Annotated in this window: 21 protein-coding genes; 5 read left to right on the forward strand and 16 right to left on the reverse strand. The window is 68.4% G+C overall.

Going from position 1 to position 22,977, the window contains the following annotated elements; all coding sequences use genetic code 11:
* The first annotated feature begins 21 nt into the window (after positions 1 to 21).
* The gene (locus OM977_RS13190; protein ID WP_264354392.1) at positions 22 to 372 is read left to right on the forward strand and encodes a hypothetical protein; all 351 of its coding nucleotides are present in this window, start codon (positions 22 to 24) and stop codon (positions 370 to 372) included.
* A 129-nt stretch (positions 373 to 501) separates the two neighbouring features.
* On the opposite strand, the gene OM977_RS13195 is transcribed toward OM977_RS13190, so the two are convergent.
* The 8 genes from OM977_RS13195 to OM977_RS13230 all read right to left on the reverse strand — a co-directional run bounded on the left by OM977_RS13195 (position 502) and on the right by OM977_RS13230 (position 10,376).
* On the reverse strand, positions 502 to 2,301 hold the full coding sequence (locus OM977_RS13195) for a DEAD/DEAH box helicase (protein WP_264354393.1): 1,800 nt from the start codon (positions 2,299 to 2,301) through the stop codon (positions 502 to 504).
* Between the two features lie 258 nt (positions 2,302 to 2,559).
* Complete coding sequence (locus OM977_RS13200; protein WP_442960654.1) at positions 2,560 to 2,871, reverse strand: DUF3039 domain-containing protein; 312 nt, start codon at positions 2,869 to 2,871, stop codon at positions 2,560 to 2,562.
* 70 nt (positions 2,872 to 2,941) lie between these two features.
* Complete coding sequence (nagB, locus tag OM977_RS13205) at positions 2,942 to 3,724, reverse strand: glucosamine-6-phosphate deaminase (RefSeq protein WP_264354395.1); 783 nt, start codon at positions 3,722 to 3,724, stop codon at positions 2,942 to 2,944.
* A gap of 88 nt (positions 3,725 to 3,812) precedes the next feature.
* Positions 3,813 to 5,384, reverse strand: coding sequence for a transporter (locus OM977_RS13210; protein ID WP_264354396.1), 1,572 nt, complete (start codon positions 5,382 to 5,384; stop codon positions 3,813 to 3,815).
* On the reverse strand, positions 5,366 to 6,172 hold the full coding sequence (locus OM977_RS13215) for an ABC transporter ATP-binding protein (protein ID WP_264354397.1): 807 nt from the start codon (positions 6,170 to 6,172) through the stop codon (positions 5,366 to 5,368). Before OM977_RS13215 ends, OM977_RS13210 begins: the two co-directional genes overlap by 19 nt.
* A gap of 92 nt (positions 6,173 to 6,264) precedes the next feature.
* Positions 6,265 to 7,365: an NADH:flavin oxidoreductase/NADH oxidase gene (locus OM977_RS13220; RefSeq protein WP_264354398.1), complete on the reverse strand. Its 1,101-nt coding sequence runs from the start codon at positions 7,363 to 7,365 to the stop codon at positions 6,265 to 6,267.
* Positions 7,365 to 8,381 carry a tetratricopeptide repeat protein gene (locus OM977_RS13225; protein WP_264354399.1) on the reverse strand — a complete coding sequence of 339 codons (1,017 nt, stop codon included), beginning with the start codon at positions 8,379 to 8,381 and terminating at the stop codon, positions 7,365 to 7,367. The genes OM977_RS13220 and OM977_RS13225 overlap by 1 nt, the downstream gene beginning before the upstream one ends.
* 144 nt (positions 8,382 to 8,525) lie before the next feature.
* Positions 8,526 to 10,376 (reverse strand): hypothetical protein, encoded by a 1,851-nt coding sequence (locus tag OM977_RS13230; RefSeq protein ID WP_264354400.1) that lies wholly within the window; start codon positions 10,374 to 10,376, stop codon positions 8,526 to 8,528.
* 320 nt (positions 10,377 to 10,696) lie between these two features.
* On the opposite strand from OM977_RS13230, the gene OM977_RS13235 reads away from it, so the two are divergent.
* Positions 10,697 to 11,887 (forward strand): AI-2E family transporter, encoded by a 1,191-nt coding sequence (locus tag OM977_RS13235; RefSeq protein ID WP_264357415.1) that lies wholly within the window; start codon positions 10,697 to 10,699, stop codon positions 11,885 to 11,887.
* A 93-nt stretch (positions 11,888 to 11,980) separates the two neighbouring features.
* Here the strand turns inward: OM977_RS13235 and OM977_RS13240 are convergent, their stop codons facing one another.
* On the reverse strand, positions 11,981 to 12,811 hold the full coding sequence (locus OM977_RS13240) for an alpha/beta hydrolase (protein ID WP_264354401.1): 831 nt from the start codon (positions 12,809 to 12,811) through the stop codon (positions 11,981 to 11,983).
* 10 nt (positions 12,812 to 12,821) lie between these two features.
* Positions 12,822 to 13,205, reverse strand: a complete 384-nt coding sequence (locus OM977_RS13245; protein ID WP_264354402.1) for a DUF5102 domain-containing protein — start codon at positions 13,203 to 13,205, stop codon at positions 12,822 to 12,824.
* Positions 13,206 to 13,265: 60 nt separating this feature from the next.
* Here OM977_RS13245 and nucS point away from each other — a divergent pair, with 60 nt between their 5' ends.
* The 3 genes from nucS (at position 13,266) to OM977_RS13260 (ending at position 15,745) form a co-directional block, all read left to right on the forward strand.
* The gene (gene nucS, locus OM977_RS13250) at positions 13,266 to 13,961 is read left to right on the forward strand and encodes an endonuclease NucS (RefSeq protein ID WP_264354403.1); all 696 of its coding nucleotides are present in this window, start codon (positions 13,266 to 13,268) and stop codon (positions 13,959 to 13,961) included.
* A gap of 34 nt (positions 13,962 to 13,995) precedes the next feature.
* The gene (locus tag OM977_RS13255) at positions 13,996 to 15,249 is read left to right on the forward strand and encodes an N-acetylglucosamine-6-phosphate deacetylase (RefSeq protein WP_264354404.1); all 1,254 of its coding nucleotides are present in this window, start codon (positions 13,996 to 13,998) and stop codon (positions 15,247 to 15,249) included.
* Positions 15,250 to 15,541: 292 nt separating this feature from the next.
* Complete coding sequence (locus tag OM977_RS13260; protein WP_024365900.1) at positions 15,542 to 15,745, forward strand: cold-shock protein; 204 nt, start codon at positions 15,542 to 15,544, stop codon at positions 15,743 to 15,745.
* Between the two features lie 155 nt (positions 15,746 to 15,900).
* Here OM977_RS13260 and OM977_RS13265 read toward each other — a convergent pair whose 3' ends face one another.
* The 6 genes from OM977_RS13265 to OM977_RS13290 form a co-directional block, all read right to left on the reverse strand.
* Positions 15,901 to 18,378, reverse strand: coding sequence for a bifunctional lysylphosphatidylglycerol flippase/synthetase MprF (locus tag OM977_RS13265; protein ID WP_264357416.1), 2,478 nt, complete (start codon positions 18,376 to 18,378; stop codon positions 15,901 to 15,903).
* A gap of 62 nt (positions 18,379 to 18,440) precedes the next feature.
* The gene (locus OM977_RS13270) at positions 18,441 to 19,787 is read right to left on the reverse strand and encodes an alpha/beta hydrolase (RefSeq protein ID WP_264354405.1); all 1,347 of its coding nucleotides are present in this window, start codon (positions 19,785 to 19,787) and stop codon (positions 18,441 to 18,443) included.
* A gap of 5 nt (positions 19,788 to 19,792) precedes the next feature.
* The gene (locus OM977_RS13275; RefSeq protein ID WP_264354406.1) at positions 19,793 to 20,224 is read right to left on the reverse strand and encodes a DUF2550 domain-containing protein; all 432 of its coding nucleotides are present in this window, start codon (positions 20,222 to 20,224) and stop codon (positions 19,793 to 19,795) included.
* A 10-nt stretch (positions 20,225 to 20,234) separates the two neighbouring features.
* Positions 20,235 to 20,519, reverse strand: coding sequence for a F0F1 ATP synthase subunit epsilon (locus OM977_RS13280; protein WP_264354407.1), 285 nt, complete (start codon positions 20,517 to 20,519; stop codon positions 20,235 to 20,237).
* Between the two features lies 1 nt (position 20,520).
* Positions 20,521 to 21,975 carry a F0F1 ATP synthase subunit beta gene (atpD, locus tag OM977_RS13285; protein WP_264354408.1) on the reverse strand — a complete coding sequence of 485 codons (1,455 nt, stop codon included), beginning with the start codon at positions 21,973 to 21,975 and terminating at the stop codon, positions 20,521 to 20,523.
* A 79-nt stretch (positions 21,976 to 22,054) separates the two neighbouring features.
* Positions 22,055 to 22,948 (reverse strand): F0F1 ATP synthase subunit gamma, encoded by an 894-nt coding sequence (locus OM977_RS13290; protein WP_264354409.1) that lies wholly within the window; start codon positions 22,946 to 22,948, stop codon positions 22,055 to 22,057.
* Between the last annotated feature and the right edge of the window lie 29 nt (positions 22,949 to 22,977).

Below are 22,977 nucleotides of genomic sequence, written 5' to 3' on the forward strand. Positions count from 1 at the left end.
CGCAAAACCCCGGAGTACATCATGAAAAAGACCCTCACCGTCCTCATCGCTGCCGGGGCCCTGCTCGGCGCCGCCGGCTGCTCCGCGGCCCCGCCCTTGAGCAATGAGGAGACGTGCGCCCGGATCCAGTCCGTGGGGGCCGGCCCGACGTCCAACTCGGACAAGGCTGGCATGATCCGACTCGCCAACCGCATCCGGCCGATCGAAGCAACCGCCTCCGAGGAGCTGCAGGCTCCGCTGCACTCGATCATCGAATACCTCGATGAGTCGGCGCAGCCGACCCCCGACGCCGGAAAGCTCGCGGAGCTGCAGGCCCCGTACACCGCCGCCGGCCAGACCCTCAACGAGGTCTGCGGCGCCGGCGGCCAGTAACGCAGCGGCCCCCCGGGCGCCGCGCAGTACGCAGAAGCCGCGCAGTACGCAGAAAAGGACCGGTTCACTCCGGTCCTTTTCTGTTTTCCGTCCTGATCACTCCATCCTGACCTGCGCAGCCCGGGCGGGCTACTTCCGGCCGATGAACCAGTCCTGAAGCTTCCGCAGCCGCGTCTGGAGCTGCTCCTCGTTGGCCTGCGCCACCGGCGGGCCGCCGCAGACCGTCCGGAGCTTGGTGTGGACAACGCCGTGCGGCGTGCCGGTCCGGGCGGACCAAGCCGCGACGTTCTTGGCCAGTTCGGTGCGGAGGTCCATCAACAGCCGGTGGTCCGGCACCGCTGCGCCAGCAGCAGAACCGGGTGCGGGTACGGCCCCCGCCTGCGGGCCGCGCTGGTTCTTGCGGTTCAGCTGCTCGTGCTGGCGCTGGCGCAGCAGCGTGCCGACCTGTTCGGCGTCGAGCAGTCCGGGAATCCCGAGGAAATCGAGCTCGTCCTCGGAGCCGACCTCTCCCCCGGTGCCGAACTCGCCGCCGTCGAACAAAACGCGGTCAAAGGAAGCCTGCGAATCCAGGGCTTCGAACTTGCCTTTGGTGAGGCTGTCGGAGGCTTTCTCCTCGCGGTTCACCTCGTCCAGCAGCGAATCTTCCGGGTTGAAGAGGCCGTCGCCGTCCTCCTTCTCCGGGCGGTCCAGGGCGTGGTCCCGCTCCGCCTCCATCGAGTTTGCCAGCGCCATCAGCTGCGGCACGGAGGGCAGGAACACCGACGCCGTCTCGCCGCGCTTGCGGGCACGCACGAAGCGCCCCACCGCCTGGGCGAAGAACAGCGGCGTGGACGTGGAGGTTGCATAGACCCCGACGGACAGGCGCGGAACGTCCACACCTTCGGAGACCATCCGGACGGCCACCATCCAGCGCTTCTCGCTGGCAGTGAACTCCTCGATCTTGCTGGATGCCTTGGCATCGTCGGAAAGGATGACGGTGGGTGACTCGCCGGTGATGCGTTTCAGCTGCCCGGCGTAGGCGCGGGCGTCGTCGTGGTCCGTGGCGATGACCAGGCCGCCGGCGTCGGGAACGGTGCGGCGCACTTCGCTGAGCCGTTTGTCCGCTCCGGCCAGCACTGCCGGGATCCATTCGCCCGTGGGGTTCAGCGCGGTGCGCCAGGCCTGCGAGGTGACATCCTTGGTGACTGCCGCTTCGCCGAGCGAGGCGGCCATTTCCTCGCCGCCGCTGGTGCGCCAGCGCATCTGCCCGGAGTACGCCATGAACATGACAGGACGCACCACGTGGTCCCGGAGCGCCTTGCCGTAGCCGTAGGTGTAGTCCGCCTTGGACCGACGGATGCCGTCGCGGTCCTGGACGTATTCCACGAACGGGATCGGTGAGGTGTCGGACCGGAACGGCGTGCCGGTCAGGGAGAGCCGGCGGGCCGCAGGCTCGAACGCCTCGCGGAGTCCGTCGCCCCAGGACAGGGCCTCACCGCCGTGGTGGATCTCGTCGAGGATGACAAGTGTCCGGGCCGCCTCGGTTTTGGCGCGGTGCAGCATCGGCTTGCTGGCCACCTGCGCGTAGGTGACCGCGACGCCGATGAAGCCGCGGCCGTGCTGGCCGTCGGCGTTCTTGAAGTTCGGATCGATGGCGATCCCCACCCTGGCTGCGGCGTCCGCCCACTGGCGCTTGAGGTGGTCGGTCGGGGCCACGATGGTGACGCGGTTGACGGCGCCGGACTCGATCAGCATGGCTGCGACCCGGAGCGCGAAGGTCGTCTTGCCGGCCCCCGGCGTAGCAACCGCGAGGAAGTCTTTCGGGTTCGTGCTGAAGTAGCTGTCGAGCGCCTCCTGCTGCCACGCACGGAGCTTCGGTGCGGTGCCCCAGGCTGCCCGCTCGGGATACGCGGGGGGAAGGGTGGGTCCGCCGAAAAGTGTCTCCGTCATCTACAGGCCCTCCATTCCGCGTACGTCGTCCGCTGCCGAAGAAACCGAAATATGCACAAAAACACCAATCTTTTTCGGATGAACCGGAAAACAAGAACCGGGAGCCTGCCCCGGGCACCGTGGAACGCACGGCGCTGTAGGCAGTCAGCGCACGGAAAATTACGTTCAGACCGCGGGCTTCCCGCGGCCGGGGGCGGGCAGCTTGATCACGCCACGGGAACAGGGCGGCGGGCTACGCCACCCTGCGGCGGGGTCCGCCTATTTGTCGCCGGAACCGCCGTCTTTGCCCGGGCGGAGGCCGTCGTAGACCTCTTTGCATTCAGGGCAGACGGGGAACTTCTTCGGGTCACGGCCGGGCGTCCACACTTTGCCGCAGAGGGCGATGACGGGCTCGCCCGACAGTGCGGATTCCATGATCTTTTCCTTGCGCACGTAGTGCGAGAAGCGTTCCCGGTCGCCCGGTTCCACTTCCTGGCGCAGTTCCTCGCGCTCGATCGTTGCCGTCGACGTACCGGCTCCGGAGAGCTCGCGCATCGGGTCGTTTTCGAGAGGATCGGTCATGCTTGTCATGGGACCCATCTTAGCCGCTGGAACGGACCGGATTGCGACAGGACAGCGGCAGGATCCTGATGCCAGTGTGCTACAGGCCCTGCCAGTCCGGCTTGTGGTCATAGCTGTGCCGGTAATAGTCGGCCAGCCGCAGCGAGGAGGCGGCGGCCTCGTCCACGAGGACCGTGGCGTGCGGGTGCAGCTGCAGCACCGAGGCCGCACAGATCGCGGCAACGGGGCCTTCGACCAGGTCCCGGACGGCCTGCGCCTTCTGCGCCCCGGTGGCGATGAGGATCACATGCCGGGCGTCCAGGATGGTTCCCAGCCCCTGGGTGACGACGTGGTGGGGTACCTCCGCCAGGCTGCCGAAAAACCGCGCGTTGTCCCGGCGTGTCTGCTCGATCAGCGTCTTGATCCGGGTCCGCGAGGCGAGGGACGATCCCGGCTCGTTGAAGCCGATGTGGCCATCCGTGCCGACGCCGAGGAGCTGCAGGTCCACTCCCCCGGCCTCCCGGATCGCGTCCTCGTAGGCCCGGCAAGCCGCGGGGATGTCGGCCGCCGCGCCGTCCGGGCTGTGCACGTTGGCCGGGCTGATGTTCACCTGCTCGGTGAATTCGCGCCGGATGACCTCACGGTAGGACTCCGGGTGCCCGGCCGGCAGCCCGACATATTCGTCGAGGGCGAATCCCCGGACCCGGCTGAAGTCCAGGCCGTCCCGCTCGTGCCGGCGGGCGAGTTCGGTGTAGACGGGCAGCGGCGAGGAGCCGGTGGCCAGGCCCAGCACGGCGTCCGGTTTGCGCTCCAGCAGCGCCTCGATGGCGTCCGCGGCGAGCGCGGCAATTGCCTTGCTGCCGGGAAGGATAACCACTTCCATCTCCGTGCCCTTCTCCTCGTGTCCGCTGCTGCGCCGGGTGCCGTGCCGTTACTGGCAGGCTATCCCACTCCGGCCCGTCCTGGTCAGGTCACCGGTTGACGACCAGCTGCGCCAGCAGCTCCGGCCCGCGCGCGTCCAGCCACTTCCCGCCCAGCCGCACCCCGGCAACGAACAGCGCCAGGCCCAGGACCGGGCCGAGGGCCAGATTGATCCAGCCGGGGACGGCGCTGCCGGTGATGAATTGTGCGGCCACCAGCGCGATTTCCGGCGCGACGAGCAGCAGCAGCACGCCCATGCCGCCAAACTGCACGGCCAGAGTCTGCGCCACGTTCCCCGGCGGCTTCTTGAAGGGACTGTCCCCCGGGAGCGGAACGGCCACGGTGTAGCGCGCCGAGACCACCGAGGAGAGCCCCATGCCGCTGAAGAGGATTCCCAGGGAAAGCCCCAGCAATCCCGGCAGCCCGGCCCAGTCCCCGCTGAACAGGAACGGGAGGACGCTGAAGGCCAGCACCACCGGCAGCGCAAACAGCAGGCAGGCCAGTGCCCGGCCGAGGCGGTCGGAAACCCCGGGCACGCCGGTGGAAAGGTGCAGGGCAAAGGCCGTGTTGTCGTAGGAAACATCCGAAGAGATGGACCAGGCCAACAGGAAGGCCGTCAGCGGCCCGACAAAGACGAGCAGGCCGTAGGAGCCGGTCTGACCGGCCTGGAACAGCAGGAGCACCGGCAGAAGCGGAACGACGACGAGTGCGCCGGCATAGCGGGGGTCCCGCAGCCAGTAGATCAGGGAGCGCGCGGCCACCGCGCCGGTTGGGGTCGCCGGGAACAGCCCGAAGAGGCCCAGTCCCGAGGCGCGCTTCTTGGAGCTGCCGGCGTACGGCGGGGTGACCAGGGCACGCTGCAGCAGGACCTTCCAGCACAGAGCAAGGCCGGCGAGGGTGGCAAGGGCAATGGCCAGCTTGACGGCTGCAGCACCGTAGCCGCCAGCCGCCAGCTCACCGCCAAGGGACCAGGCCGCGCCGACCGGCGTCCAGGACAGCGCACCGGCAAGCTCGGGCAGGAAATCCCCGGAGCCGGCAATCCCCTCGGAGATCCCCGCCAGAATAGGGCCCAGCAGGACCAACGGGATCAGGAAGGCCACGGAGCTGACGTCCTTGAACCGGCGGGAGCTGGCCAGCCCGGCCGTGGCCGTGGTGACCACCTTGGACAGCAGTACGCAGCTCAGCACGCCGAGGACCGCGCCCAGGAGGGCTCCTCCCGCGGCAGTGACGCTCCGGGACCACGTCGCGACGGTTGCCAGGGCCACGAGCGAGGTCGCGATGCCGGGGATGCCGATCAGCCCGCCCAGGGCCAGGCCCGTCAGCAGTTGGGGCATCGGCACGGCCATGGTGGTGAACCGTGCAGGGTCCAGCGTCATGTCCGCGGCCGCGGCAGCCACCGGGACAACCGCCCACCCCAGCAGCGCCGCCGCGCCGCCCAGCACCACGACGGTCTGGGCCAGCCCGGCGTCGGCTCCGCGGAGGAACACCAGCCCGGAGATGGCGAGTCCGACCAGGCCGAGCGCGTACAGGGCGCCGATGCCGAGGCCCACCAGCTGCCACGGGCTGCGCCGGACACTGTTGCGCAGCAGGGTGAGCTTCAGCCTTAGAAGGTGCGCAACCATTCCAGCCCTTCCGTGTGGTTGCGGCCGCCCACCAGCTGGACGAAGCGGTCCTCCAGGGACTCGCCGGCCCGGACTTCGTCCACGGTCCCGGCCGCGAGCACGCGGCCCGCCGCCACGACGGCGACGTGGTCGCACATCCGCTGCACGAGGTCCATGACGTGGCTGGAGACAATGACGGTGCCGCCGGAGGCGACGTAGCGGTCCAGGATCTCGCGGATGTTTGCCGCGGAGACCGGGTCCACGGACTCGAAGGGCTCATCGAGGACCAGCAGCCGCGGGGCGTGGATCAGCGCCGAGGCGAGCGCGATCTTCTTGGTCATACCGGCGGAGTAGTCCACCACGAGCGTGCCCGCGTCCTGGCCCAGGTCCAGGGCGGAGAGCAGCTCAGAGACCCGGGAGGCCACCACTTCCTTGTCCATGCCGCGCAGCAGGCCCGCGTAGCTGACGAGCTGTTCGCCGGTCAGCCGGTCAAAGAGACGGACGCCGTCCGGCAGGATCCCCAGCATTTTCTTGGCCTCGAGGGGGCGCTGCCAGACGTCCACACCGTGCACGTGTGCGGTCCCGAAGTCCGGCCGCAGCAGCGCCGTGGCCATCGACAGCGTCGTCGTCTTGCCCGCCCCGTTGGGTCCGACAATCCCGTAGAAGGATCCGGCAGGGACATCAAGGCTGATGCCGTCGACGGCGATCTTGTCGCCGAAGCGCTTGGCCAGCCCGCGGAGCGCGAGAGCGGGAACCGGCGGCAGCGGCTGATTCCCGGAAGGAGAAGGGTCCGGTGGCTGAATAGTCATGTCGTTAGACTAACTGCCGCCGGTTGCCTTTCGGATCGTCCGCAAGGCGTACTCCGCACGGTCGTTGCCGCAACGGGCTACGCCCCGATTCGCTAGAACGAGTGGCGCGGGATGGCCCGTTCATATTGCGGTGGCCAGGCCAGCTCGTGCCCCAGCTCAAACGCGGCGCGCAGCCACCAGTGCGGATCCCGGAGCGCGGCCCGGGCGATGAACACCCCGTCAGCCTGGCCGGTGGCCACGGCGTGCTCGGCCTGGCCCGCCGAGGTCAGCAGCCCGACCGTGCCGGTGCGGATCCCGGTTTCACGCCGGATCCGGGCAGAGAAACCGGTCTGGTAACCGGGCCCCACCGGGATCTGCTGGTGCGCCACGGCCCCGCCGCTGGAGACGTCCACGAGGTCCACGCCGTGTTCCGCGGCAGACCGGGCCATCCGCACGGAGGCCTCGACGTCGATGCCCCCCTCGGCCCAGTCCGACGCCGAGATCCGCAGCAGCAGGGGCATGGAATCGGGAATGACGTTGCGGACGGCGTCCACCACGGCGAGGGTCAGCCGGTTGCGGCGTTCCTCGGTGCCGCCCCAGGCGTCGGTCCGGTCGTTGACGAGCGGGCTCTGGAACTGGTGCAAAAGGTAGCCGTGGGCGCCGTGGATTTCAATCGTGTCGAAGCCCGCGTCGACAGCGCGGACCGCAGCGGCAGCAAAGTCGGCGATCACGCCGTCAATCTCTTCCGGCGTCATGGCCGTGGGTGGTGCATAGCCGTCGAAGGCACCGGCACCGGGCCCGGCGGTGTCCCAGCCGCCGTCGGAGGCCGGGACGGTTCCGTGCTTACCGGAGAAGGGCCAATAGGAGGATGCCTTGCGCCCGGCATGCGCCAGCTGGGTGCCGATCTTGGTCCCCGCGGCCCCGTGGCGGTGCACGAACGCGGTGATCCGCTCCCACGCTGCGGCCTGCTCGTCGTTGTACAGGCCGGCATCCCGCGGGCTGATCCGGCCCGCGGCGTTCACCGCCGCGGCTTCGGTCAGGATCAGGGCGGCCCCGCCGGTGGCGAAGGAGCCCAGGTGCATCAGATGCCAGTCGTTGGGCACCCCTTCCCCGGTCTCGGGTCCGCAGCTGTACTGGCACATCGGCGACACCCAGCCGCGGTGCTGCAGCTGCAGGGCGCGCAGTTCCAGCGGGGCGAAGAGGGCTGACCCCACTAGAACAGCACCCGGGCGAGATTCTGGCGTGCCTTCGCGACGCGCTCGTCGCCGGTGCCCACGACGTCGAACAGCTCCAGCAGGCGGACCCTGGCCGTCTCGCGCTCGGGCCCGAAGTTCCTGCCGATGAAGGAGACGATCCGGCCGAGGCCGTCCTCGACGTGGCCGCCGGCGACGTCGAGATCGGCCACGCTGAGCTGGGCCTCGAGGTTGTCCGGCTCGTCGGCAGCCAGGCGCCGCAGGGCGTCGCTGTCCGCGGCGGACAGCGGCTGGAGCCGGCCCATCAGTTCCACCTGGGCCAGTCCGGCCTTGGCATCGGCGTCGGCCGGCATCTCCAGCAGGGCCTGCCGGTACGCGGCGGCCGCCGTGGCGTAGTCGCCGGTTTCAATGGCGTCGAAGGCCTTCTGGTGCAGCGGCGGCAGCGGCGGAGCCTCAGCCTCGTCCGCCCCCGGCCCGCCGGCGCCGATCCGTCCGGTCACACCGTTGGCGGCGGCGACCTTGAGCAGTTCATCGAGCAGGCTCCGGATCTGTTGTTCCTCGGCGCCGCCCTGGAACAGGGGCACCGGCTGGCCCTTGACCACCGCGACGGCGGTCGGAACGGCCTGCACCTGGAAGGCCTGGGCAAGCTGCGGGAAGACTTCGATGTCCGCGGCGCCGAGCACCAGCCGGCCGGCGTAGCTGTCCACGATTTCGGCCAGGGCGTCCACCAGCTCGCCGGATCCCGGCGAGTAGCTGGCCCAGAGCGCGATGACCACGGGAACCTGGGCGGAGAGCTCCACGAGTTCCTGGAAGTTGCCCTCGGTGACGTCCACCCGCAGCGGGTGGGCCGGACGTTCGGCGTCGCCGGCCTCCGGGCCCGGGGCGCCCGGTCCGGGGGCGCCTGGTCCGGGGGTGCCTGGTCCGGCGGCGGACGGCGCGGGGGGCCGCTGCTTGAGGGCGGACAGGTCGACGGCGCCCCGCAGGTTAAGCGGGTTGGCGGCAGCTGGCGGGACCGGGCGGGAAGCTGGCGAAGTCATAGCTCCACTCTAACCACTGCGGCCCTGACCGGTGCCACCACAAAGGGGCGGTACCGCTACCAGCGGAAAAGCCGACGGCCCGGCGGCAGCGGCGGAACCGCTGCGGCCGGGCCGCTGGAAGCTGCTGCTGCTGCTGCTGCGGGGCTACTTGAAGCTTGCCCCGACCAGGCCACGGGTGGCGGCCACGAGCTTCATCGGATCGGCGGACCCGGCCGGCGGAACATAGACGGCCATGGACTCGGCGAAGTTAAGGACCATGCCGGTGCTCGTTTCCTTGCCGCCCGCCAGGGCTGCCGCGTCGTCGCCGATCGTCAGCTTGTCCCCGGCCGCCTTGGGCGTGCCGTCGAACGAGAAGTTCAGCCGGCCCAGGACCAGGGCCCCGCCGTCGGCGGCGCGGAACACGACGATGCTTTCCGGCACCACCTTGTGGGTGAAGGCGAAGGTGCCGTTGACGCCGGAGGTGACCACATCCGCCTGGTAGGCGAGCGTGTCCGCAATGTACGGGGAGGACTGTCCCTCCGCGAGCTTGTCCTTGAACGGAGACTCGGCATTGGTCAGCCGGTCGCCCAGGCCCGCCAGTGCTTCCTCACCGCTGTAGAGGAGCCCCGTCTTGTCGGCAGGGGCGAGTGTCTCGGTGCCGTCCCGGGGGATGGACGGGAACGTGGTGCCCGGCTGCAGCGGCGTGGTGGCGACGAGCTTATAGTTCTCGCGCGGTGACGCCTGCGTCAGAGTGAGCAACTGCGGAACGACGTTGCCCTCACCCTGCGTCACGGCCAGGACCGAGCGCGGCCAGCTGCGCTTCTTGGTGACAACGGTGGTCAGGAGCTTGGTGGCCCGCACCGGCATCCGGGCCTCATAGGCGCCCACCTGGGAACGGATCTTGTAGTTCTGCGTGCGGACTTCGAGCTCGGCCTGCGCGACGCGGGGCTCGACCTTGGCGGCGTCCTTCGCCGCGTCGCCAGCATCGACGGCACCGGCAACCTGTTCCAGGATCCGGCGGAACTGCGCATCGATGAGGACCGGGGCATCGGCGGCCGGCTCGGCAGCCGGCGGGGTCGCGGCGGGCGCGGCGCTCGTCGACGTGCTGGGGGCCGGCGCCGGGGTCTGGCTGGCCTGGGCGGCCACGCCGGTAACGGCGACGGCGGAAGCCGTCAGCACCGCCACGACTGCGCCGGACCGTCGCCACCGGTGTCCCGCGCTGCGCCATCCGGCAAGGCTGTTCCCGGCAGAGCTGTTTTCGGCCGGGGTGGTCGGCTTGGCTGCCGGAACCTCGGAGGTCGTGCCGGCGCCGGTGGTATCCCCGGCGGCGGGGCGCGCGGCTGACTTGGCACCCGGGCGGCGGCCGAGCAGGTTGCCGAGCGCACCGCCCTTGCCGTTGCCGGCGCCCGGCTTGGGCTTCAGGACCAGCAGGGCGCCGCCGCCAAGAATCAACAGGCTGCCAAGCACCATGAACGGGATGGCCCACGGGGTCGTGGTGTCATTCGGGAACGTCATGGTGATCGACGCGGGGGCCGGCTTGGTGCCGTCCGTCGCGAGCAGAAGGGACCAGTCGCCGTCCGCGGGCGGCGTCCACGAGTAGTTCAGTTCGCCGCTGGCGTTCTCCGTGGTGACCCAGAGGTCGGACCCGGCCGGCGAGGGCGCGGTGGCCTCACCGTCCGTATGCGTGAGCTGCAGTGCCTTGCCGTCGTCGGACACTCCCGAAACGGTGTTGTGGGCCGTCGCTCCGACCCACGCGTCGACGTCGTCCGGCCGGCCGGCGGCCAGCAGGAAGCTGCCCTCCCCCTTGACGTTGATCTTGACCGTGCCGCCCTGGCGCGTGCGCAGCTTCTCGTCGAAAACGGTCAGCGGCGCGGCCGCGGCATCAGTGGGGGCGGTGGCCGTGACCGTCTCGGCCGGGGCCCAGAATGTCTTCTGGCCGATTCCCGCCAGCAGTGTCAGGAGGCCGAGCAGCACTAGTGCAACTGCAGTCTTGAAACGCAAAATATTACCTATCATCAGCGGACACTTAGATTCAATGGTAACCATTTTGTTACCCATCAGTCAGGTCAGGTGCTTTTGTCAAGCCCTCCGCCCCGGGACTGCGGCGCCGAAGAACCGCGCGGTAACAAGCCTGCTGATAGTGTTTGCGTTGATCATCACATCCGGCCCGCGACCGCGGCTCCACAGGGGATAACCAGAGATAAAGGGCTTTCAGCGCAGTGAGTGAACATACGGATTCGTCCCCCGCAGGACAGGAAGAAAGCCAAGAATCCGACCCCGTGAAACACAAAAACGGACGCGCACCCCAGAGGCAGGTTTCGGACCGCCGGGCCGCTTTGGCCGGGGTCCTGAGCACCGTGGCCCACCGCCTGCGCCAGCCCCTCCCCGGCGCCCAGCCCCGGCTCCGGTTCGAAATGCCGCCGGATCTGCTGGAGGAACCCGCCCCGGACACTGAGACCAGCACCCGCTTCGGCAACCCGGGACCCCGCATGTCGTCCCAGCACCCGCTGTATGTCGGGTTCATGGGGACCGTCGGCGTCGGCGCCGCGCTGCTCCTGTACTGGATCGGCTCCAACACCACCCAGCTGCTGCTGTGGATCGTGGCGGCGCTGTTCATTGCCCTCGGCCTCGACCCGGTGGTTCGCTGGCTGGAACGCAACAAGGTTCCCCGCGCCGCCGGCATCGTGCTCGCCGTCTCCACGCTGACCCTGGCGGTGGCCGGGTTCTTCGCCACCCTCATCCCCACGATCGTCCAACAGGTGACCCAGATCGTGCAGCAGGCACCCCGGTGGATCCAGGACTTCATCGATTCGGACTTCTTCCGCACTGTGGACAGCCAGTTCGGCGTGCGGGACCGGATCACCCAGGAACTCGAAAAGTTCGTCAATGACCCGGAGGCCATGGGCGGCATTTTCGGCGGCGTCGTGGGCTTCGGCTCCACCGTGGCGAACGGGTTGTTCGGCGCGCTGATCGTGCTGGTCCTGAGCCTCTACTTCCTGGCGGCGCTGCCCGCCATGAAGAAGTGGGGCTACCGGCTGGCGCCGCGGTCCCGGCGCGCCCGGGTCGAGGCACTCTCCGAGGAGATCACCGGCTCGGTCGGCAACTACGTGATCGGCCAGGCCGTCGTCGCCCTGCTGAATGCCACCTTCGCCTTCATCGTGATGACGATCATCGGCGTACCGTTTGCCGTGCTGCTGGCGTTTGTCGTGGCGCTGCTGGCCTTCATCCCGCTGGTCGGGGGCATGATCGCGGGCGTGATCGTGACCCTGATCGCATTGACCGCCGGCTGGCAGACGGCGGTCGTCTACGCCATCTGTTATTTTGCCTACCTGCAGTTCGAGGCCTATTTCATCTCGCCGCGCGTCATGCAGAAGGCCGTCGCCGTCCCGGGAGCCGTAGCCGTCATCTCGGTGATTGCCGGCGGCAGCGTCCTCGGCGTCCTCGGGGCCCTGATCGCGATCCCCACCGCCGCCGCGATCATGCTGCTAGTGAAGGAGATCTTCATCGTCCGCCAGGACAACCACTGACGCTGCCCTGACGTTTTTCGCTACGAAAAAGGACAGCCGCTGCGTGGATCCCCGCAGCGGCTGTCCTTTTTCGTCGCACTTTTCGACCTGCCCTCAGGCGTGGGCCGTCGCCACCGGACCGTCCCACTCCTGCGGCAGCCCGGCAGCCGTTCCGTCGGCGCTGCCGGCTCCGCCGGGAAGGACCTCGTCCACGATTTCGTTCAGGACCCGGCCGGCGTACTTCTCCCCCACCCACAGATGCTTGGCGCCGTCGACCCCCACGACGCGGGCCTGCGGCACCAGGCTGAACCGCTCCGCCGCGGCGGCCGGCTGCAGGTAGTCGTCATGCTCCGGCACCAGCACCTTCAGCGGCTTGCCGGCATCCGCCCATTCCTTGAGGTGCACGTCGGTGGCCCGGTGCAGCGGCGGCGAAAGCAGGATGGCACCCTCCACCTCGGAAGCCACCGGTTCGGTCGCACCGTACATCAGGGCCAACTCCGTTCCGAAGGACCAGCCCACCAGCCAGCGGTTCGGCAGCCCGCGGTCCACCGCGAAGCGTACGGCCGCCTCGACGTCGAGGCGTTCGCCGATGCCCTCCTCGAATTCGCCCGTGCTGGTGCCCCGGGGCGAGACGGTGCCGCGGGTGTTGAACCTGAGCACGGCGATCCCGGCCAGGGCCGGAAGGCGGTAGGACGCCTTCCGGTAGACGTGGGAATCCATGAACCCGCCGTGGGTGGGCAGCGGGTGCAGGGTGATCAGGGTCGCCCGGATCTCACCGGATTCCGGCAGTGCCAGTTCGCCGACCAGCTTGTGGCCGTCCGCGGTGCGGAGCTCCACGTTTTCGCGGTGGGCCGGAAGCACGGTGGACGCGCGGATCGCCGTCGACGCGGACGGCTGGCTGAAAACGTACGACGCCGGGTCAAAACCGGCGGGCTCAGGAGTCATGCTGACCAGCTTAGCGATACCGGTAGCTGCGCGAGGTCCAGCAGTTCGAATGCCAGTGCCGGCGCTCGGCCAGCCCTGCGGCCTCGCCGAAGATATGGTCCTGCGACCAGACCACGAGGTGCGCCACTCCGGGCGGCACGGCGGTAAAGCACCCCGGGCAGATATAGCTCTTCTCGGCCCGGCTGGCCGTAATGGGCCGGACCATCCATTCGCCGTCCGGTGCGCGCTCCCGCCGGGCGAATCCGGAGCGTGCCCGTTCCAGGTCCAGCTCGGGCTGCGGCCCGCCCTTGGCTCCCTGCCCGGCCGGCTTTCCGGCGCCCGACCTGCCGGCGCCTGTTCTTCCGGAGCCTGTTCTTCCGGAGACGGCGCGTCGGGGTCGGTTGGAACGGGGCATGCTTCCATTCTGCCCCAGTCAGGATGCCTCCCGCTCCCTTCAGACGGTAGTGTTGACCGGGTGCGTTTAGTCATAGCCCGGTGCTCCGTCGATTATGTCGGCCGGCTCAAAGCCCATCTTCCACTGGCCACCCGCCTCCTGCTGGTCAAGGCGGACGGCTCCGTCCTGGTCCACTCGGACGGGGGATCCTACAAGCCGCTGAACTGGATGAGCCCCCCGGCCTCGCTGCGGGTCTCCACCCCGGAGGAGATCGACGTCGAAGTCGGCGTGGTGGAGCAGTGGACCGTCCAGTCCGCCAAGACCGATGACCGGCTGATCATCAACATCCATGAGCAGCTGCACGACACCTCCCACGAGCTGGGCCTGGACCCGGGCCTGATCAAGGACGGGGTCGAGGCGGACCTGCAACGCCTGCTGGCCGACCAGATCGAACTTCTCGGCACCGGCTTTTCCCTGATCCGCCGCGAGTACTTCACCGCCATTGGACCGGTGGACATCCTGGCCCGCGACGCCGATGGCGCCACCGTGGCCATCGAGCTCAAACGCCGGGGCGACATCGACGGCGTCGAACAGCTCACCCGGTACCTGGAACTGCTGAACCGCGACCCGCTGCTGGCCCCGGTGCGCGGGATCTTCGCCGCCCAGCAGATCAAGCCGCAGGCCAAAGTCCTCGCCAAGGACCGCGGCATCGACTGCATCACCCTCGACTATGACGCCATGCGCGGCGTTGACGACATCGAGTCCCGGCTCTTCTAGGACCGAACGGCAGGGCCGGTCCTAGACTCGGTCCATGAGCCCTACGATCCCCGCCCCGGCCGCGCCGCCGCGGCCCGGCGGGCGCCGGCTCCTGTACGGCACGATCGTCAGCGACGGTGTCCGCACCGCGAATGCAGTCCTCGCCGTGGACGGCGCACGGATTGTTTATGCCGGACCGGCGGATCGGTTCAACCCCGGGAGATTACCCGGCGCCCGGGTGGAGAAGCTGCCGCCGGGGTCCCTGATCCTGCCGGGACTGGTCGACCTCCACTGCCACGGCGCGTTCGGCGGCGATTTCCCCTCCGGAGCCGAGGCGGCCTCGCGCCGGGCCATTGATCTGCTGCACCGGTCCGGCACCACCACCCTGCTGGCCAGCCTCGTGACCGCGTCCCGGGAGGACCTGCTGCGCGGGGTCGGCGTCCACGCCGCGCTGAGCGCGGAGGGGCTGCTCGCCGGAATCCATCTGGAGGGCCCGTTCCTCTCGCGGCTGCGCTGCGGCGCGCAGAACCCGGCCTTCCTGCGGGAACCGGACTCCGGGCTCCTGGCCGAGCTGGTGGCTGCCGGCCACGGAACCCTGGCCACGATGACCTATGCCCCGGAGCTTCCGGGCGCCGCGGCCCTGGTCGCGTTCCTCGCCCGGCACGGCATAGTCCCCTCGCTCGGGCACACGGACTGCGACGGGGCTACGGCCTCCGCCTCGCTCGCAGCGGCGCGGGAGGGGCTGCTCGAGGCAGGGTTCGACGGCGTTCGGGCACGGCCCACGGTCACGCATCTGTTCAACGCCATGCCTCCGCTGCACCACCGGACTCCCGGAGCGGTCGGTGCCTGCCTGCGCAGCGCCGCGTCCGGGGCGGCGGTGGTGGAGCTGATCGCCGACGGCTCCCACCTGGACCCGTTCATGGTGTCCACCGTGTTCCAGCTCGTGGGCGCGGGCAACATCGCCCTTGTCACCGATTCGATGGCGGCCGCCGGCCTGCCCGACGGCCCGTTCCGGCTCGGCCCCGCCGCTGTCACCGTCAGGAACGGGGTCGCCACGCTGGACGCCACCGGCGCCCTGGCCGGCGGCACGGCCACGCTGCTGGCCGTGGTTTCCCGTGCGGTGGCGGCCGGGGTGGTGCTCGAGGATGCGGTCCGCTCCGCCAGCGCCATTCCCGCGGCCGTCCTTGGGCTCGCCGGAGAGGTCGGCAGCCTGCGCCGCGGGCTGCGGGCCGACGTTCTGGTGGTCGACGCCGGGCTCGGACTTCGCAAAGTAATGCGCGGCGGGCAATGGCTGGCCCCGCATTCCTGACGCGGGCGGGCCATAGCTGCATTCGCCGGCTCCGGCAGGTTTCATCCGTTCTTTGGGCAAAATCTGGAGAATTGTCCGTCGTGCCCGTTGACCAGACGCAACCGGCATGAAATTCTTATACGAGTCTTTGTGTAGGTGTTTTTTCATGCTCGCAAGACATGTTGCGAGCGTGAAGCTCCTGCCGCCCAAGCCCGGGTGTCCCGGTGCGAAAGCCAAGGTTCTTCTCGCAGAGTGACCAAGACCGGCGCGAAGTGTGCCGGCCTTATTCAAGATCCACAATGAGGAGAAACAAATGGCACAGGGAACCGTGAAGTGGTTCAACGCTGAAAAGGGCTTCGGCTTCATCACCCCGGATGACTCCGACGGCGATGTCTTCGTTCACTACTCTGAGATCCAGACCGGTGGCTTCAAGACCCTCGACGAGAACGCCCGCGTTCAGTTCGAAATCGGCCAGGGCGCCAAGGGCCCCCAGGCTACCGGCGTCACGCTGGTCTAGTCACCCGTTGGGGGTTGCCCGAGGCAACCCTCCGCAAGAAATGATCCCCGGCATTAGTGCCGGGGATCATTTCTTTGGCATTGACCGGTATGGCCCCAATACGCATTCCCGCCAGGCGGCCGGAATGCAGCCCGCGCAATCGCGCTGTTCGGCAATTAGCCGACGAGCGTCCGAAGCAGGCGCGCACTCTGGCGCACCGAGAGCCCAGGAAGATAGGCGCGGCTCAGGGCGCGCCCGATAGCGGGCAGCTGCAGCGGGTCCTGGTAATAAAGGTAAAGCGTCCGGTACTCCGGCTTAAACCTCGATTTGAAGGTCGCCAGGGACCGGAATCCATAAACCGGTTCCAGCGCCCGGCCCACCACATCCAGGATGGCCGCCAGGCCCTCGGGCTTGCTGGCGGCACCGTCCTTGGCCAGCGGGGACCCGGAGAGCGAGATGATCTCCACCGAGCTCCGCAACTCCTGCACCGCCGACGCGATCAGGAACTCCATGACGCCGGGGAAGGCCTCCCCGCGCCGCCGCATGAAGTCCAGGGTCCAGCTCACCAGGCGTCCGTCCTCGAACACCGGCAGCCAGCTGGTGACGCCCAGCACCTGGCCCTCCGCATCCACCGCCAGGCAGCACAGCACGTCTTCGTCCTCGAGTTCATCAATGCCCCCGAGGGTGAAGCCCATTTCCGGGACGGACTTCTGCGCGGCCCATTCTTCCGAGACCTCGCTCAGCTGGGCGCGCAGCGGTGCCGGGAAGGCACTGTAGCGGCCCCAGACCGCCTGTACGCCCGTCTTGGCGGCGCGGTTCAGGGCGGTCCGGACGTTCTGCCACTCTTTCCCCTTGAATTCGAGCTCGCGCACGGCCAGCCTGGTCTCCTGGGCCACCGCCACCCGGCGGAAGCCCCGCGACTGAAAGGTCGGCCACAGCCCGTCCGTGCAGGAGTAGAAGCACGGGATCAGGGCGTGCTCTGCGCAGTACCGCAGGAATCCTGCGGCGGCGTCCTCGTGGAGCGCCGCCGGGCCGAACGGCCCGGCCAGGGTCAGTGCGACATTGCCGTGCTGCTGATATGCCACCCCGCTGCGCCGTTCCGGGGCGAACCAGTACTTGTTCGGTTCCCAGAGCGCCATCCAGGACAGGGAGTCGCCACCCTGCCGGATCAGGCTGCGGGCGACGTCGCGGTCCCCCGCACCGGCGTCGGTGCGGTGCAGCCGTCGAAGCAGGACCAGCCACACGGCAGCCAGGGCGACGATCCAGAAGAAGATGCCGGAGTAGGCGAATAGGAAGGCCTCGAGGGGGTTGCGGTTCTCGAAGACCCGGCTGTAGCCCCCCGGAATAGGCAGCGGCAGGTATTGCCGCGCCAGTTCGGCGGCCAGGCCCTGCAGTCCGCCGTCGCGGCTCATCCCTCCGGCGGCAATCCAGGCCGCCGTGTAGCCGGTCGCCAGCACCAGCCAGGTGCCGCCTACCACGGCGCCCAGCGTACGGCGGGCCCGCGGCGTCGTCTCCACCCGGAACTGCCGGCGGTTGACCCACAGCAGCACGACCAGCAGCAGCGGAACCGCCACGAGAGGCAGCACGTGGACGAAACCGGAACCCATCACCGCGGTATGCGGACGGCCGCCGGGGCCGTGCGGCATCCGGGCGAACAGGGTGAGATAGACCGCTGCCATCGCCGTCACCGCGAGTTGTACCAGCACGGCAATGCGGAGGGCGAGCCGGCGGCCGTGCCGCATGCCGTCCGCGCAGATGAGCAGCAGCACCACCGGCACCACGGACAGCGCAAGGCCCAGCGGCCCGGCGAAGCCAGCCCGGCCCACCTCCAGGCACCCGACGTCGATCGTGCCGCCGCAGTTCTGCTCCAGCTGGCTGAGCGTGGGCAGCGGGTTCAGGACGACGTCCCGCAGCAGTGCCAGCGGCCCGGTGGGGCTGCGGACCGCGGCGGTGAGGATGGGCCCGACCGCGAAGATCGCCACGGTGAGGGCCAGCAGGTTGCGGGTTTCACGCCCGGTGGAGCGGTGCCGGTGCAGCGTGCCCTTGTCGCCTTGGATCCACCAGCCCGCCGCCATTCCGGCCAGCGCTCCTGCCAGTCCGACGACGGTTTCCGGGTGTCCCACGTACAGCACCAGCAGGAGCGAACCGGACACGACGGCGGTCCGCAGCCGGCGCTGCCAGAGCGCGGGCAGCAGGCCGCTGGAGGCGAGGGACGCGGCGAGGACCGCCGCGTAGGGACCGATCAGACGGGCGTCCACCATGAGGCCCAACCAGCCATCGCCGGCATACCGGGCGAGCTGGGTGAACAGCAGGAACAGCGTGATGGCGGCAAACTGGCCGGCAAAGAAGAACACGGCCGCACGCCTCGAGCCGAGCCGCCGTTCGGCGAGGCCCAGCAGCAGGAGGATCATCAGTGACGCGGAAAAGTAGGCCAGCAGGTTGGTCGCGAAGAACATCGAGCTGAACAGGGACCACCAGTGGCCCGCTTTCAGGCCCGGGGCGCTGACCGAGGCCACGTCCAGCAGCTGCTCCGGTGGACCGGAGAGGAAGCTGCCGGTCACCGCCCCGGTGACCAGGAAGACGGCGAGCACCGCGAGCGTGAACGGAATGGCCCGGAAATGGGCCAGGACACCGCCGAGCCACTCCCGCACCACTCCCCGCGGCGAGGTACTGCCCTGCCCGGTCGCCGGCTGCGCTCCGGCTGCTGCGTCCGGCGTCACGGCCTGATACCCCACCGGGCGGCCAGGAAATCGAGGCCTCCGGGCAGGCCGCTGGAGGCCGCCAGCCAGGAATGTCCCGCGTTCTCGATGCTGCGGGTCTCCACGGTGAAGCCGGCATCCCGCGCGGCGGCGGACAGCACGGCCAGATAGCCCATGAACTCGGGGTCCCGGACACCGGCGGCGAAGTAGATGCCGTGCCCCTCGAAGCGGCGCTCGGCCATCAGCCGCAACGGCGTCAGCCGCTCGAAGGCCTCCGTGTCGCCGCCGAAAGAGGCGTCGATGGTTTTCTCGCGTTCCTTCGCGATGGCCGGTTCCTTCTCACTGGAGAAGGCCAGTGCGGAACGGTAGATCTCCGGGTGGCGGGTGACCATCTGCACCGCGCAGGTGCCTCCGAAGGAGAACCCGCCGGCGGCCCACTGGCGGCGGTCCGGATCAACGGCCAGCGTCCGGTCAATCCACGCCGGGACGTCCTGGGACAGGAACGTGTCGGCCTGCGCAATCCTGCTGTCTAGGCACATCGTGTTGCCCGAGGCCGAACCGTTCGGATCGACCACGACCACCACCGGCGCCACGCCGTGGTGCGCTGCAGCGAACCGGTCCATCCGGCTGCGGAGCGCGCCTCCGGTGAGCCAGTCCGCCGGCGCCCCGGGCTGTCCGGAAAAGAGCACCAGCACGGGCAGGGCCGGCCGCGGGGCCGCCTGGTACGCGGGCGGAAGGTAGATGTACGCCTCGCGGCTTTGGAAGCCCGAGTTCGTGCCGTGGATTGTGGCCCTCCGCAGCTCACCGCCATCCGGAAGGCCTGCCGGGGCCGACCAGCCGGCCAGGCTGACCCCGGGCGCGGCGCCCGCTGCCCGCTTCAGGCCGTCCTCGAGCGGCTGGATCCGGGCCACCGCCGTCCCCGTCAGGTCGCTCACGGTGTGGTTCAGGCCGAAATAGTCGTTGATCTGGACGGCGGAGAGCGTTCCCACGCCGAGCACAGCCACCGTCGCGGCGGCGGTCTTCCGCCAGGGGTGCGCGGGGCGCGGTGCTCCCCAGATCCGCCGGAGACGCAGGATCAGGAGCAGCAGCGCGGCGACGGCGGGAACGCTCCACGCCAGGACCTCCAGCGGAAGTACCTCCGGGAAGGCCGAGAAGACGTAGATCAGCAGCCAGTGCCCGCCGGCCACGAGGGCGGCAGCGAGCAGGGCCGCAAGCACGGCGGCGGCGGCGGCGCGGAGAACTCGCCGGGAACGGGACAGACCGTCCCGCCACCAGAGCAGATAGGCCAACCCGGCGGCGCCCGCGGCCCAGGCGATCCACAGGACCGGGCCGTCCACCAGCCGGATGTCTTCGAGAAAGTCCACCGGGGCTAGCGCCAGGTGCCGACGCCGATGACCGGTCCCGCCTCAAGCCAGGAGGAGAGCCCGGTGTAGGCGTCGAACCGCATCGCGAGTAGGACTTCCTGCCCCTCATACCGGAGTTCTACTATCACGGCATCGGGTTGGACCTTGACGAGTTCGGATTCCGTCGGCTTGCGCCGTCCCAGCAGCTCCAGCGAGCTGCGGCGGAACGTGTGCTTGGGCCGCATGCTGAGGGAGGCGAGGCGGAACCACTCAAGGTCGTTGTCCTGATAACGACAAACCCCCATCTGCCAGCTGTTTCCAGCCGTGCAAATGGAGGCGTCCACCGTGCCGAGGGCACGCCGCAGATTGAAGCGGCGCACCCCCGAAAGGCACAGTGCTAAGACCAGCAACGCAAAGACAGTTGCCAGGACGATGAACGGAAAACCAGTAACGTTCATCAAGGTCGTGCTAGCGGATCCCCGCAGTAGCCGCGTCGCCCATTTGGGCGTTGTCAGCAACAATGACCACCCTGTTGTTGTCGACGGAGAAGAATCCGCCGTCGACGACTACAGCAATGCGGCTACCGGACACCGGCTCGATTGCCAGTTCACCTTCGGCCAGAATCGCCAGCAGGGGCGAGTGGCCGGGCAGGATTCCGATTTCACCATCGCTGGTGCGGGCCTTGACCATCTTGGCCGCTCCGGACCACACGAAGTGGTCCGCTGCGACAATCTCAACCTCAAGCTCAGCCATATTACTTGGTCTGTTCCTGGATCTTGGCCCACTGGCGCTCGACGTCATCCAGACCGCCGATGTTGAAGAACGCCTGCTCGGCAATGTGGTCGAGATCGCCGTCGCAGATCGCGGTGAAGCCTTCGACCGTGTCCTTGATGGAAACGGTGGAGCCTTCGACGCCGGTGAACTGCTTGGCGGTGTAGGTGTTCTGCGAGAGGAACTGCTGGATGCGGCGTGCACGTGACACGACGATCTTGTCCTCTTCGGAGAGCTCGTCAACGCCGAGGATGGCGATGATGTCCTGGAGTTCCTTGTTTTTCTGCAGGATCTGCTTCACGCGGACGGCCGTGTTGTAGTGGTCGTTACCGATGTACTGCGGATCCAGGATGCGGGACGTCGACGTCAGCGGGTCAACGGCCGGGTACAGACCACGGGAAGCGATTTCACGGGAAAGTTCCGTGGTCGCGTCGAGGTGTGCGAAGGTCGTGGCCGGGGCCGGGTCGGTGTAGTCATCTGCGGGGACGTAGATGGCCTGCATCGAGGTGATGGAGTGGCCCTTGGTGGAGGTGATGCGCTCCTGGAGGAGGCCCATCTCATCTGCCAGGTTGGGCTGGTAGCCCACGGCCGACGGCATACGGCCGAGGAGGGTGGAAACCTCGGAACCTGCCTGGGTGAACCGGAAGATGTTGTCGATGAACAGCAGCACGTCCTGGTTCTGCACGTCGCGGAAGTACTCCGCCATGGTCAGGGCGGACAGCGCCACGCGCAGTCGCGTTCCCGGCGGCTCATCCATCTGGCCGAATACAAGGGCGGTGTCTTTGAGGACGCCGGCTTCTTCCATTTCGACCCAGAGGTCGTTACCTTCACGCGTACGCTCGCCGACACCGGCGAACACCGAGGTGCCGCCGAAGTTGCGGGCAACACGGGTGATCATTTCCTGGATCAGCACGGTCTTGCCGACGCCGGCGCCACCGAACAGACCGATCTTGCCACCCTTGATGTACGGGGTGAGAAGGTCGATCACCTTGATGCCGGTCTCCAGCATCTCGGTGGAGCCCTCGAGGGTCGCGAAGGCGGGAGCCTTGCGGTGGATCGGCCAGCGTTCGCTGATCTGGAGTTCCGACTCCTCCACGTCGAGGGGCTGGCCCAGGACGTTGAAGATGTGGCCCTTGACGCCGTCGCCGACGGGAACGGTAATCGGTCCGCCGCTGTCAACCACAGTGGTGCCGCGGACGAGTCCGTCGGTGGCCTGCAGGGAGATGGCGCGGATGAGGTTGTCGCCGAGGTGCAGCGCAACTTCGAACGTGATGGTCTTGGTCTCACCGTTGAGAGTAATCTCCGTGGTGAGTGCGTTGTAAATCGAGGGGATTGCGTCAGCCGGGAATTCGACGTCGACAACCGGGCCAATGACACGTGCAATACGGCCGGTAGCACCGGACGTTGCGGCTACGTGATCGGTAGCAGTGGCAGTCATCTCTCTCACTTCACTCAGTAGATGGCGTGGGGGTTTGTTGTTCTTTGGTGCAGGTACAGCCGGGTCCGGATCGTGCTGGCTAGGAGGCGCTCAACGCGTCTGCACCGGCAACGATTTCGGAAAGCTCCTGCGTAATTTCAGCCTGACGGGCAGTGTTGCGCAGACGCGTGTACTTCTTGATGAGGTCCGTGGCGTTGTCGCCGGCGGACTTCATGGCCCGCTGGCGGGCGGCGAGCTCGGAAGCTGCTGCCTGCAACATTGCGGCGAAGATTCGTGATTCGATGTAACGCGGCAGCAGGGCATCGAGAACCTGTTCCGTCTCCGGCTCGAATTCGTAGAGCGGCAGGAGGTCCGATTCAGACGCGGCCTGCTCTTCGACAACCTCGAGCGGGAGGAGACGCACAACCGTCGGCTCCTGCGTCACCATGGACTTGAAGCGGGTGTAGACGACATGGATCTCGTCGACGCCGCCCTCTTCGTACGCCGTCGCGAAATCTTCCAGCAGTGCGCTGCCGACTTCCTGGGCTGTTTCGAACACGGGTGCGTCGGTGTTGCCGGTCCAAGCGCGCTCGTAGGGGCGGTTCCGGAAGTCGAAGTACGCCTGCGCCTTGCGGCCCATGACATAGGTCTTGACTTCCTTGCCTTCCCCGTGGAGCAGCTCGATGAGACCTTCCGCCTGCTTGAGCACGGTTGCCGAGTACGATCCGGCCAGGCCGCGGTCCGAGGTGATAACCAGGACGGCGGCGCGACGGATCTGCGCCGGCTCGGTGACGAGCGGGTGGTCGATTTCGCTCTGGCTTGCGACAGCAGAAACGGCACGCGTGATCGCGTTCGCGTAAGGCAGTGAAGCCGCTACGCGTGCGCGGGCCTTGCCGATGCGCGAGGTAGCGATCAGTTCCATCGCCTTGAAGATCTTGCGCATCGACGTCGTCGAGCTGATCTTCTGGCGGTAGACCCGAATCTGGGCTCCCATACTTATCCTTTCCTAAGATCCCGGTGGCC

The organism is Pseudarthrobacter sp. MM222, from assembly GCF_947090775.1.
In the GTDB taxonomy this organism is placed as follows: Bacteria; Actinomycetota; Actinomycetes; order Actinomycetales; family Micrococcaceae; genus Arthrobacter.

Bases quoted from the DNA above. Each gene is read 5' to 3' on its own strand.
- OM977_RS13190 (WP_264354392.1), top strand. From the start codon at position 22: ATGAAAAAGACCCTCACCGTCCTCATCGCTGCCGGGGCCCTGCTCGGC.
- OM977_RS13195 (WP_264354393.1), bottom strand. From the start codon at position 2,301: ATGACGGAGACACTTTTCGGCGGACCCACCCTTCCCCCCGCGTATCCC.
- OM977_RS13200 (WP_442960654.1), bottom strand. From the start codon at position 2,871: ATGACAAGCATGACCGATCCTCTCGAAAACGACCCGATGCGCGAGCTC.
- nagB (WP_264354395.1), bottom strand. From the start codon at position 3,724: ATGGAAGTGGTTATCCTTCCCGGCAGCAAGGCAATTGCCGCGCTCGCC.
- OM977_RS13210 (WP_264354396.1), bottom strand. From the start codon at position 5,384: ATGGTTGCGCACCTTCTAAGGCTGAAGCTCACCCTGCTGCGCAACAGT.
- OM977_RS13215 (WP_264354397.1), bottom strand. From the start codon at position 6,172: ATGACTATTCAGCCACCGGACCCTTCTCCTTCCGGGAATCAGCCGCTG.
- OM977_RS13225 (WP_264354399.1), bottom strand. From the start codon at position 8,381: ATGACTTCGCCAGCTTCCCGCCCGGTCCCGCCAGCTGCCGCCAACCCG.
- OM977_RS13230 (WP_264354400.1), bottom strand. From the start codon at position 10,376: ATGATAGGTAATATTTTGCGTTTCAAGACTGCAGTTGCACTAGTGCTG.
- OM977_RS13240 (WP_264354401.1), bottom strand. From the start codon at position 12,811: ATGACTCCTGAGCCCGCCGGTTTTGACCCGGCGTCGTACGTTTTCAGC.
- OM977_RS13245 (WP_264354402.1), bottom strand. From the start codon at position 13,205: ATGCCCCGTTCCAACCGACCCCGACGCGCCGTCTCCGGAAGAACAGGC.
- OM977_RS13255 (WP_264354404.1), top strand. From the start codon at position 13,996: ATGAGCCCTACGATCCCCGCCCCGGCCGCGCCGCCGCGGCCCGGCGGG.
- OM977_RS13260 (WP_024365900.1), top strand. From the start codon at position 15,542: ATGGCACAGGGAACCGTGAAGTGGTTCAACGCTGAAAAGGGCTTCGGC.
- OM977_RS13275 (WP_264354406.1), bottom strand. From the start codon at position 20,224: ATGAACGTTACTGGTTTTCCGTTCATCGTCCTGGCAACTGTCTTTGCG.
- OM977_RS13280 (WP_264354407.1), bottom strand. From the start codon at position 20,519: ATGGCTGAGCTTGAGGTTGAGATTGTCGCAGCGGACCACTTCGTGTGG.
- atpD (WP_264354408.1), bottom strand. From the start codon at position 21,975: ATGACTGCCACTGCTACCGATCACGTAGCCGCAACGTCCGGTGCTACC.
- OM977_RS13290 (WP_264354409.1), bottom strand. From the start codon at position 22,948: ATGGGAGCCCAGATTCGGGTCTACCGCCAGAAGATCAGCTCGACGACG.